Annotated in this window: 8 protein-coding genes; 2 read left to right on the top strand and 6 right to left on the bottom strand. The window is 60.1% G+C overall.

The window, feature by feature from the left end; translation table 11 throughout:
• Window positions 1–169: 169 nt before the first annotated feature.
• From CKW18_RS08085 to leuC, 6 genes are all read right to left on the bottom strand, one after another.
• Window positions 170–1180: an aspartate-semialdehyde dehydrogenase gene (locus CKW18_RS08085; RefSeq protein ID WP_095188357.1), complete on the bottom strand. Its 1011-nt coding sequence runs from the start codon at window positions 1178–1180 to the stop codon at window positions 170–172.
• 248 nt (window positions 1181–1428) lie between these two features.
• Entirely contained in the window at window positions 1429–2541 is a 1113-nt protein-coding gene (gene asd / locus CKW18_RS08080) for an aspartate-semialdehyde dehydrogenase (protein ID WP_095188356.1), read from the bottom strand.
• A gap of 66 nt (window positions 2542–2607) precedes the next feature.
• On the bottom strand, window positions 2608–3690 hold the full coding sequence (leuB, locus tag CKW18_RS08075) for a 3-isopropylmalate dehydrogenase (RefSeq protein ID WP_095188355.1): 1083 nt from the start codon (window positions 3688–3690) through the stop codon (window positions 2608–2610).
• A gap of 55 nt (window positions 3691–3745) precedes the next feature.
• Window positions 3746–4513 carry a class I SAM-dependent methyltransferase gene (locus tag CKW18_RS08070; protein ID WP_095188354.1) on the bottom strand — a complete coding sequence of 256 codons (768 nt, stop codon included), beginning with the start codon at window positions 4511–4513 and terminating at the stop codon, window positions 3746–3748.
• Window positions 4514–4664: 151 nt separating this feature from the next.
• Window positions 4665–5309 carry a 3-isopropylmalate dehydratase small subunit gene (gene leuD / locus CKW18_RS08065; protein WP_007913445.1) on the bottom strand — a complete coding sequence of 215 codons (645 nt, stop codon included), beginning with the start codon at window positions 5307–5309 and terminating at the stop codon, window positions 4665–4667.
• Window positions 5310–5321: 12 nt separating this feature from the next.
• Window positions 5322–6740: a 3-isopropylmalate dehydratase large subunit gene (gene leuC / locus CKW18_RS08060; RefSeq protein ID WP_016984527.1), complete on the bottom strand. Its 1419-nt coding sequence runs from the start codon at window positions 6738–6740 to the stop codon at window positions 5322–5324.
• 140 nt (window positions 6741–6880) lie between these two features.
• On the opposite strand from leuC, the gene CKW18_RS08055 reads away from it, so the two are divergent.
• Entirely contained in the window at window positions 6881–7771 is an 891-nt protein-coding gene (locus CKW18_RS08055) for a LysR family transcriptional regulator (RefSeq protein ID WP_095188353.1), read from the top strand.
• Between the two features lie 69 nt (window positions 7772–7840).
• Window positions 7841–11119 carry a PAS domain S-box protein gene (locus CKW18_RS08050; RefSeq protein ID WP_095188352.1) on the top strand — a complete coding sequence of 1093 codons (3279 nt, stop codon included), beginning with the start codon at window positions 7841–7843 and terminating at the stop codon, window positions 11117–11119.
• Window positions 11120–11160: the final 41 nt, after the last annotated feature.

Raw genomic sequence — 11160 nt, 5'->3', positions numbered from 1 at the left:
AGATGTTGATTGCCGCTGCCGTAAGGCATTGCGCGCGACGACGACAGGTGTCGCGCGCGATCATTTCTTTGATGCCCCGGAAAGTCCCGGAGGGTGAAACGTTATCGAGTGCTCCGGCCAAGCATAGCGCCCGGCTAGAATCAGTCGACAAATTGTTGCCAAGTATCTTTTACAGCAGGTCTTTTATCAACAATTCAGCCACCTGCACAGCGTTAAGGGCCGCGCCTTTACGTACGTTATCTGACGTCAGCCACAGATTAAGTTCCGCCGGGTCATCGACACCGTTGCGCACGCGACCGACATAGACAACGTCCTGCCCCACCGCATCGCCGACCGCCGTCGGATAATCACCCGCCTCGACCAGTTCGATACCCGGCGCATCTTCCAGCGCGGCATTGACCTTTACCAGGTCGACAGCCTGCGCTGACTGCAAGGTCACGCTAAAGCTATCGCCAAAAAACACCGGGGCTTGAACGCAAGTTGCGGAAATCTTTAATAAAGGCTGCGCCAGCACCTGGCGCAGCTCGCGCACCAGACGTTTTTCCAGCAGCGTGTGGCCCTGCGCATCAGGCGTGCCGACCTGCGCCAACAGGTTAAACGCCATCTGGCGATCAAAGAAGGTTGGCTCCAGCGGGCGCATATTAAGCAGCTCGGCTGTTTGACGTGCCAGCTCGGTGACGGCTTCGCGACCCTGGGCGGAAACGGCGAGATTGGCGGTGACGTTGACGTACTGCAGATCGATCAGCTCAAGCAGCGGCGCCAACACTACGGCGAGCGAAGTGGCCGACGGGCTGGGGCTGCTGACCTGAAACGGCGCTTTCAAACCGGCGAGCACAGCGGCGTTGGCTTCCGGCACCACTTGCGGCGCCTGATCGGCCGGCAAGGCGCCCGACAGGTCGATCAGCGAGCAGCCGGCAGCATGGGCGCGGGCAGCGTAGCTCAGGGTGATGGCTGGACCGGCAGCGAAAAACACCAGTTTGACCTTGCTGAAATCGAACTCATCGACTTCGCGCACGCGTACGTTCTTGTTGCGGTACAGCACGGAACTGCCGGCGGATTCGCTGCTGGCCAGCAGGTGCAGGTTGCCGACCGGGAAGTCGCGCTCTTCGAGAATCTGTACGAGGGTTTCGCCGACAGTACCGGTGGCGCCGATCACGGCAATATCTAGGGTCTGGGTCATGATTCTACCTCTGGCGAAACGGGGGGAGCGGCACTTTACCGGGTGACTGGCGCACAGGCAATTTCTGCCCAGCATTTGTGGTCGCTGTACCGGCCTCTTCGCGAGCAGGCTCGCTCCCACTTTGAAATGCATTCCCCTGTGGGAGCGAGCCTGCTCGCGAAGAGGCCGGTACAGGCAATCGAGAAATCTGAAGCATAAAAAAACCCGCACCTCTCACAAGGCGCGGGCTCTTTCATTGCTGCAAGCGATCAACGCTCCAGCAAAATCCGCAGCATGCGACGCAGCGGTTCGGCCGCGCCCCACAGCAGTTGGTCGCCGACGGTGAAGGCGCCCAGATACTGGGTGCCCATGTTCAGCTTGCGCAGACGCCCCACCGGAACATTCAGGGTGCCAGTCACCTTGGTCGGGCTCAGCTCCTGCATGCTGATTTCGCGCTGGTTCGGCACCAGTTTGACCCAAGGATTGTGCTGACTGATCAGCCCTTCGATGTCGGCGATCGGCACGTCTTTGTTCAGCTTGATGGTCAGCGCCTGGCTGTGGCAACGCATGGCGCCGATGCGCACGCAGATGCCGTCGACCGGGATCGGGCTTTTGAAGCGACCCAGAATCTTGTTGGTCTCGGCCTGGGCTTTCCACTCTTCGCGGCTCTGACCGTTCGGCAGTTCCTTGTCGATCCACGGGATCAGGCTGCCGGCCAGCGGCACGCCGAAGTTCTCGGTCGGGTACGCTTCGCTGCGCATGGCGTCGGCCACACGACGGTCGATGTCGAGGATCGCGCTGGCCGGATCGGCCAGTTGATCAGCAACGGCAGCGTGAGTCGCGCCCATTTGCTTGATCAGTTCACGCATGTTCTGCGCGCCGGCACCGGAAGCCGCCTGATAAGTCATGGCGCTCATCCACTCGACCAGACCGGCTTCGAACAGACCGCCCAGGCCCATCAGCATCAGGCTGACGGTGCAGTTGCCGCCGATGTAGTTCTTGGTGCCTGCGTCCAGTTGCTGGTCGATGACCTTGCGGTTGACCGGATCGAGAATGATGACCGCGTCATCGTTCATGCGCAGGCTCGAGGCCGCGTCGATCCAGTAACCCTGCCAACCGGCCTCACGCAGCTTGGGGAACACTTCGCTGGTGTAGTCGCCGCCCTGGCAGGTCAGGATCACGTCGAGGGTCTTCAGCTCTTCAATGCTGTAAGCGTCCTTGAGCGGAGCAATGTCCTTGCCCACGGACGGGCCTTGGCCACCGACATTGGAAGTGGTGAAAAACACCGGCTCGATAAGATCGAAATCCTGCTCTTCCAGCATCCGCTGCATGAGCACGGAACCGACCATACCGCGCCAACCGATCAGACCTACACGTTTCATCGCAACTACACCTTCTTGAAAAGTGGGCCGCTGCTTTGTATTGAATTTCGCAGCGGGCCGGAGAGATTACAGATTCCGCAGCGCGGCGACTACTGCGTCGCCCATTTCCTGCGTACCGACTTTAGTGCAACCGGCCGAGAAGATGTCGCCAGTACGCAGCCCTTGATCGAGCACGACGCTGACGGCTTTCTCGATGGCATCGGCTGCTTCGTGCAGATTGAAGCTGTAACGCAGCATCATCGACACCGACAGAATGGTCGCCAACGGGTTGGCAATACCTTTACCGGCAATGTCCGGCGCCGAACCGTGGCAAGGCTCATACATGCCCTTGTTGTTGGCATCCAGCGAGGCCGACGGCAGCATGCCGATGGAGCCGGTGAGCATCGACGCTTCGTCGGACAGGATGTCGCCGAACAGGTTGTCGGTGACGATCACGTCGAACTGCTTCGGCGCACGCACCAGTTGCATGGCGGCGTTGTCGACGTACATGTGGCTCAGTTCGACTTGCGGGTAATCCTTGGCCACTTGCCCGACCACTTCACGCCACAGCTGGCTGGACGCCAACACGTTGGCCTTGTCCACCGAGCACAGCTTCTTGCCACGGACCATGGCCATGTCGAAACCTACACGGGCGATGCGGCGGATTTCGCTTTCGCTGTACGGCAGGGTGTCGTAGGCCTGGCGCTCGCCGTTTTCCAGCTCGCGAGTGCCACGTGGCGCGCCGAAGTAGATGCCGCCGGTCAGCTCACGAACGATCAGGATGTCCAGACCGGCAACGATTTCCGGCTTGAGGCTGGAAGCATCGGCCAGTTGCGGATAGAGAATCGCCGGACGCAGGTTGCCGAACAGGCCCAGTTGCGCACGGATTTTCAGCAGACCGCGTTCAGGACGGATGTCGCGCTCGATGGCGTCCCATTTCGGGCCACCGACAGCGCCCAGCAGCACGGCATCGGCAGCGCGGGCACGGTCGAGGGTTTCGTCAGCCAGCGGCACGCCGTGCTTGTCGATGGCGGCACCACCGATCACGTCATGGCTCAGCTCGAAGCCCAGGCTGTACTTGTCGTTGGCAAGCTCCAGCACCTTGACCGCTTCGGCCATGATTTCCGGACCAATACCATCACCTGGGAGAATCAGAATCTGCTTGCTCATGCTTTCCTCGTGTCTTCAGTCGGTGCGCCGTTTACTGGCACTCCCGGAAAAATGCTTACCGTTGCGCCATCAGCACGATTACATCAGTACTGAACGAGCCATCGGCATCAATCTCAAAATATTCGCGCACTTCGTTGCCCATCGACTGCTGCAACTGGCGGATCGCCGCGCGCATCACTTCAGGTGTACGCATGCGTTCGACCCAACTGCTGTACTCAAGCCGCAGACGCTGACGCGTGGTGCTACGCGTATGCAAACCGGCCTCGCTGACCTGACGCAACCACTCGCCAGCGGAATAATCGCGCACATGGCTGGTGTCGCGCAGCACTTCGACGCTTTGCAGGTAAGTGTCGAACAACGGACTGCCCGGTGACAACACGTCAACAAACGCCGCCACGCCGCCCGGCTTCAGCACCCGGCGAACTTCGCGCAGGGCCACACCGAGATCGCTCCAGTGATGCGCCGAATAACGGCTGAACACGAAGTCGAACTCGCCATCGGCAAACGGCAGGCGCTCGGCGGCGCCGTTGACTGTAGCAATGTTGCTCAACCCGCGATCTACGGCAGCCGCCGCGACCACATCGAGCATTTGCTGCGAAAGGTCGTAGGCCACCACTTCTTTTACCAGCGGTGCGACGTGAAAGCTCACGTGACCGGCGCCACAACCCAGGTCCAGCAGCCGAGCGCTGCCCTGTCCTGTCAGCTCAGCTTGTAGCAGGGCGAATTCAGTGCCTTGAGCGTGAACGGCGCTGCTCAGGTAGGCGGCGGCCTGTTCACCGAATTGCTTCTGTACGACCTGAGTGTGCTGGGCGGTGCTGGTCATGGTCACATCCTGATATTTGTGTTGTTCGGGCTGCCGTCTTCGCGAGCAGGCTCGCTCCCACCTTGGAATACATTCCCATGTGGGAGCGACGGTGCGACGATTCGACCTGCTCGCGAAGGGGCCGGCCCTGACTACATCAATCTCGAATCAATCACGCGTCGCGAAACAACCACGGCTGACTCACGCGATGTTTGGCCTCAAACGTCGCAATCGCATCGCCGTCCTGCAAGGTCAGGCCGATATCGTCCAGACCGTTCAACAGGCAGTGCTTACGGAACGCATCGATTTCAAAGCTGTAAACCTTGCCATCCGGACGGGTTACGGTCTGCGCTTGCAGATCGACCTGCAATTGATAGCCCGGCTCGGCCTCGACCTGCTTGAACAGTTCATCGACTTCAGCGTCGCTCAAGATGATCGGCAGCAAGCCGTTCTTGAAGCTGTTGTTGAAGAAGATGTCGGCATAGCTCGGCGCGATGATGCTGCGAAAACCGTATTCTTCCAGCGCCCACGGCGCGTGTTCACGACTGGAGCCGCAACCGAAGTTTTCGCGGGCCAGCAATACGCTGGCGCCTTGATAACGCTCGGCGTTAAGGACGAAGTCCTTGTTCAGCGGGCGCTTGGAGTTGTCCTGATACGGTTGCCCCACATCCAGGTAACGCCATTCGTCAAACAGGTTCGGGCCGAAACCGGTGCGCTTGATCGACTTCAAAAACTGCTTGGGAATGATCTGATCGGTGTCGACGTTGGCACGATCCAAGGGCGCGACAAGACCGGTGTGCTGGGTAAAAGCTTTCATGCTGCGCTCCTTTTAGATCAATTCACGAACGTCGATGAAACGACCGTTCACCGCTGCCGCCGCCGCCATCGCCGGGCTCACGAGGTGGGTACGGCCACCGGCGCCCTGACGGCCTTCGAAGTTACGGTTGGAGGTCGAGGCGCAATGCTCGCCAGACTCCAAACGGTCCGGGTTCATCGCCAGACACATCGAGCAACCCGGCTCACGCCACTCAAAACCGGCTTCGAGGAAAATCTTGTCCAGACCCTCGGCTTCCGCCTGCGCTTTCACCAGACCTGAACCTGGCACCACGATCGCTTGCTTGATGGTCGAAGCGACTTTACGGCCCTTTGCGATGACTGCCGCCGCGCGCAAATCTTCGATCCGCGAGTTGGTGCAGGAACCGATGAACACGCGATCGAGTTGAATGTCAGTGATCGCCTGATTGGCGGTCAAACCCATGTATTTCAAGGCGCGGACGATCGAGTCGCGCTTGACCAGATCCATCTCTTTGGCTGGATCCGGCACGTTCTGATCAACGGCCAAAACCATTTCCGGGGAAGTGCCCCAACTGACTTGCGGCTTGATCTGCGCAGCGTCGAGTTCAACCACGGTGTCGAATTTGGCGTCGGCGTCGGACACCAGATCTTTCCAGGCTTCGACCGCCATGTCCCATTCCGCGCCTTTCGGGGCGAATGGACGGCCCTTCACGTAATCGACAGTCTTTTGATCCGCCGCCACCAGGCCCACGCGGGCGCCGGCTTCGATGGACATGTTGCAGATGGTCATGCGGCCTTCGACGGACAAGTCGCGGATCGCGCTGCCGGCGAATTCGATGGCGTGGCCGTTACCGCCGGCGGTGCCGATTTTGCCGATCACGGCGAGGACGATGTCCTTGGCGGTCACACCGAACGGCAATTGCCCTTCGACACGCACCAGCATGTTTTTCATTTTCTTGGCGACCAGGCACTGGGTGGCGAGTACGTGCTCGACCTCGGAGGTGCCGATACCGTGCGCCAACGCGCCGAATGCGCCGTGGGTCGAGGTGTGCGAGTCGCCGCAGACCACGGTCATGCCCGGCAAGGTCGCGCCCTGCTCCGGGCTGATCACGTGGACGATGCCTTGGCGGACGTCGTTCATCTTGAACTCGACGATGCCGTATTCATCGCAGTTGTCATCGAGGGTCTGAACCTGCAAACGCGAGACCTGATCGGCAATGGCTTCGATGCCGCCCTTGCGCTCTGGCGTCGTCGGTACGTTGTGGTCCGGGGTCGCGATATTGGCATCGATGCGCCACGGCTTGCGCCCGGCCAGACGCAGGCCTTCGAAGGCTTGCGGCGAGGTCACTTCGTGAATGATGTGACGATCGATGTAAATCAGCGCCGAGCCATCGTCGCGCTGTTTGACCAAATGCGAATCCCAGAGCTTGTCGTAGAGCGTTTTGCCGGCCATCAGACGGTTCCTCATCAGCTTGTTTCTATGCCCTGGGCTTATCAATAACCCTTTGGCTTGTGAGGCCGATCCTATGGGGTTAGATTAAATAACTCAAATTCATATTTTTTATGCTTTGGATAACCAACTGGAATACGAACATGGATCTGGCCAACCTCAATGCTTTTATCGCGATTGCCGAGACAGGTAGCTTCTCCGGCGCCGGCGAGCGCCTGCACCTGACACAACCGGCGATCAGCAAACGCATCGCCGGGCTGGAGCAGCAACTGAAGGTGCGCCTGTTCGATCGGCTCGGTCGCGAAGTCGGTCTGACCGAGGCCGGCCGCGCCCTGCTGCCGCGGGCTTATCAGATTCTCAACGTGCTGGACGACACCCGCCGCGCACTGACCAACCTCACTGGCGAAGTCAGCGGCCGCCTGACGCTGGCCACCAGTCACCACATCGGTCTGCACCGTTTGCCACCTCTATTACGGGAGTTCACCCGCCGCTACCCACAGGTCGCGCTGGATATTCAGTTCCTTGATTCGGAAGTCGCCTACGAGGAAATTCTCCATGGCCGCGCCGAACTGGCGGTCATCACCCTCGCCCCGGAGCCGCACACGCTGGTCAAAGCCACGCCGGTCTGGGACGACCCGCTGGATTTCGTCGTCGCTCCCGAGCATTCACTGATCAGCAATGGCGCCGTCAGCCTGGCGGATATTGCCGGTCATCCCGCGGTTTTCCCCGGCGGCAACACCTTTACCCACCATATTGTCCAACGTTTGTTCGAGGCCCAAGGACTGACGCCGAACATCGCCATGAGCACCAACTATCTGGAAACCATCAAGATGATGGTCTCGATCGGCCTGGCGTGGAGCGTTTTGCCGCGCACCATGCTTGATGAACAAGTCGCGAGCATCGCATTGCCGGGCATACAGCTCACTCGCCAGCTAGGCTATATCGTGCACACCGAACGGACGCTGTCGAATGCGGCAAGGGCGTTTATGGCCTTGCTGGATGCACAAATCGATCTGCCAGGGATTCAGGGCTAACTTGTGCTAATCCTATAGAGCCGCTGTCTCTGTACCTAAATGCCACCACCCGCTCAAGGCCTGTTAACGATGCCGAAGTCTGTTGACCGAATTCCGCCGATGCCGCGCATTCAAGCCATTGACCCGCGACATTCCGAGCAGAGCTGGGAGAGCGCGCCGCAATTGCTGGCGGCGCTCAACGGCGCACGGCTCGGCGCCTGGTATTGGGACATCGAGCGTGGGCAGATCAGTTGGTCACGGGGCACCCAGGCGTTGTTCGGTTTCGATCCGCGGCAACCGTTGCCGGAAGACCTCGAATACCTCGATTTGCTGCCACCGGAAGACCGGGCGAAAACCGTACGCGCCTTCCACGCGGTGATTGCCGGCGCACCGCTGGAACAGGCGATGCACCACCGCATCCGATGGCCCGACGGCAGCCTGCACTGGCTGGAAATCAACGGCAGTCTGCTTCCGGACAAAAATGGCCGCCCCCGAATGATCGGGGTGATTCGCGAAATCACCCATCAGCGCCAGCGCGAACAGGCCTTGAGCAGCTCGGAGAAACGTTTCGCCACGCTGTTTCATCTGTGCCCGAACATGGTGTTGCTGACGCGACAGGAAGACGGTTTGATCAGCGAGGCCAACCAGTATTTCGAAAGTCTGTTCGGCTGGCCGGTGCAGAGCGCCATTGGCCGCACCACCCTGGAACTTGGGCTGTGGGTGCATCCCGAGCAGCGCGCCGAACTGGTCAAGAAGACCAAAGCCAAGGGCGAGCTGGTCAGCATGGAAGTGCAATTTCGCGCCAGTAACGGCCAAGTCCTTGACGGCATTCTCAGTGCGCAAAAGGTCGAACTCGAAGGCCAGCCCTATCTGCTCAGCACATTCCTCGACACCACCGAGCGCAAAGCCGCCGAACACGCCTTGAAAGACAGCCAGGAACGCCTCGATCTGGCGCTGGATTCGGCGCAGCTCGGCACCTGGGACTGGCACATCCCCAGCGGCATGCTCTACGGTTCTGCACGCGCTGCACAGTTGCATGGCCTTGAGCCGATTCCGTTCCATGAATCGTTCGATGAGTTTTTCGAAGGCGTGCCCGGCGAAGAGCGAGACAACATGCGCGACGCCTATCGAAGCCTGCGCGAAGGCCCGGCGGGCAACTATCAGCTGACATACCGGGTACAACTGCCGGACGGCAGCTCGCGCTATCTGGAAAGCCGCGCGCGCCTCTATCGCGACGATAACGGCGCGCCGTTGCGCATGGCCGGTACCCTGCTGGACATCACCGATCAGGTCGAACGCGAACAACGGCTGGTGGCTTCAGAAGAAAAATTCGCCACGCTGTTCCAGGTCAGCCCCGACCCGATCTGCGTCACGCGCCAGGACAGCGGTGAGTTCATTGAAATCAACTCAAGCTTCACCCAGACATTCGGCTGGAGCGCCGCCGACGTGATCGGCCACACTGCCGAAGAAATCGGCCTGTGGGATGCCTCGGCGAAAAGCCTGCAACGCATCGAACGGGTGATCCGCGAACAAGGCCTGAGCAACGTCGCCATTATCGTCCAGCACAAGGACGGCCAATCGCTGACCTGCGTGATTTCCAGCCGGCAGATCAGCGTCGGCAACCAACCGTGCATCGTCACCACGCTGCGCGACATCACCCAGCAGCAACGCTCGGAAGCGGCACTCAAGGCCAGCGAAGAGAAATTCGCCAAGGCGTTTCACTCCAGCCCCGATGCAATCACCATCACCGAGCGCGACACCGGGCGCTACCTGGAGGTCAACGACGGTTTCTGCCGCCTCACCGGCTATCGCGCCGATGAAGTGGTGGGCAAGACGGTGTATCAGGTCGGTATCTGGGCCGAGGAGAAACAGCGTTCGGCCTTGTTCGCCGAGTTGCAGATCAAGGGCCGCGTGCACCATCAGGAAATGCTCGGGCGCAACAAGCGTGGGGAAATGCTCACGGTGGAAGTCTCGATCGAGCCGATCACCCTCAACGAAACCGCATGCCTGCTATTGACCGCCCGCGACGTCAGCCTGCTGAAAAACGCTGAAGCACAAATCCGCCACCTGGCTTACCACGACCCGCTGACCAATCTGCCCAACCGCGCCCTGCTGATGGATCGCCTGAGCCAGCAGATCGCCCTGCTCAAGCGTCACAACCTGCGCGGAGCTTTGCTGTTCCTCGATCTGGATCACTTCAAACACATCAACGATTCCCTCGGCCACCCGGTGGGTGACACGGTACTGAAGATCATCACCGCACGGCTCGAAGCCAGCGTGCGCATGGAAGATACGGTGGCGCGCCTGGGCGGCGATGAGTTCGTGGTCTTGCTCAGTGGCCTGGAAGGCACGCGCAATGAAGTCAGCGCACAGGTGCGCGAACTGGCCGACACCCTTCGTGAATTGCTGTCAGAGCCGATGTTCCTCGACGGCCAGCGTCTGCAAGTGACGCCGAGCATTGGCGTGGCGCTGATTCCCGATCATGGCTCAACGCCGACCGACCTGCTCAAACGCGCGGACATCGCCCTGTACCGGGCAAAGGATTCGGGGCGCAACACCACGACGATGTATCACAACACCATGCAGAAAGCGGCCAGCGAACGGCTGCGCATGGAGACCGATTTGCGCCTGGCGCTGTCTCGCGGCGAATTCAGAGTGCATTTCCAGCCCCAGGTCGACGCGCGGGACAACCGCATCATCGGCGCCGAAGCCTTGGTGCGCTGGAATCACCCGGAGCTGGGCGCGCAGTCACCGACCGAATTCATCAAGGTGCTGGAAGACAGCGGCCTGATCCTGGAAGTCGGTACCTGGATCCTCGACGAGGCCTGCGCGGCCTTCAAACAATTGATCGCACAGAAACGGGTCGACCCGCTGGATTTCAGCCTGTGCGTGAACATCAGCCCTCGGCAGTTTCGCCAGAACGATTTCGTCGAGCGCATCGAACACAGCATGACCAGCCATGATCTGCCCTGCTCGCTGCTGAAACTGGAAATCACCGAAGGCATCGTCATCCAGAATCTGGAAGACACCATCAGCAAAATGCGTCGCCTGAAAAAACTTGGCGTGAGCTTCGCCATGGACGATTTCGGAACCGGTTATTCGTCGCTGACTTACCTCAAGCGCTTGCCGGTGGACACGCTGAAAATCGACCAGTCGTTCATCCGCGATGCGACCACCGACCCGAACGACGCCGAGATCATCCGCGCCATCGTCGCCATGGCCCGCAGCCTCGAGCTCGAGGTGATTGCCGAAGGCGTGGAGACGCCGGAGCAGTTGGCGTTCCTGCAAGGCCTGGGCTGCCATTTGTATCAAGGTTATCTGCACAGTCGGCCGCTGCCACTGGAGGATCTGAAAAAGCTGCTGCCATGAAGCGCGCAGGTTGCAACAGAGCGGCAATTGCCAGTGCTGAC

The sequence above is a fragment of the Pseudomonas sp. Irchel 3E19 genome (genome assembly GCF_900187585.1).
Classification (GTDB): Bacteria; Pseudomonadota; Gammaproteobacteria; order Pseudomonadales; family Pseudomonadaceae; genus Aquipseudomonas; species Aquipseudomonas baetica.
The sequence above is the reverse complement of the archived record's forward strand: the minus strand, read 5'-3'. Positions and strand labels throughout refer to the sequence as shown.

Excerpts from the sequence above, each read along its gene's own strand:
- CKW18_RS08085 (WP_095188357.1), bottom strand. The coding sequence starts at position 1,180 with ATGACCCAGACCCTAGATATTGCCGTGATCGGCGCCACCGGTACTGTC.
- asd (WP_095188356.1), bottom strand. The coding sequence starts at position 2,541 with ATGAAACGTGTAGGTCTGATCGGTTGGCGCGGTATGGTCGGTTCCGTG.
- leuB (WP_095188355.1), bottom strand. The coding sequence starts at position 3,690 with ATGAGCAAGCAGATTCTGATTCTCCCAGGTGATGGTATTGGTCCGGAA.
- CKW18_RS08070 (WP_095188354.1), bottom strand. The coding sequence starts at position 4,513 with ATGACCAGCACCGCCCAGCACACTCAGGTCGTACAGAAGCAATTCGGT.
- leuD (WP_007913445.1), bottom strand. The coding sequence starts at position 5,309 with ATGAAAGCTTTTACCCAGCACACCGGTCTTGTCGCGCCCTTGGATCGT.
- leuC (WP_016984527.1), bottom strand. The coding sequence starts at position 6,740 with ATGGCCGGCAAAACGCTCTACGACAAGCTCTGGGATTCGCATTTGGTC.
- CKW18_RS08055 (WP_095188353.1), top strand. The coding sequence starts at position 6,881 with ATGGATCTGGCCAACCTCAATGCTTTTATCGCGATTGCCGAGACAGGT.
- CKW18_RS08050 (WP_095188352.1), top strand. The coding sequence starts at position 7,841 with ATGCCGAAGTCTGTTGACCGAATTCCGCCGATGCCGCGCATTCAAGCC.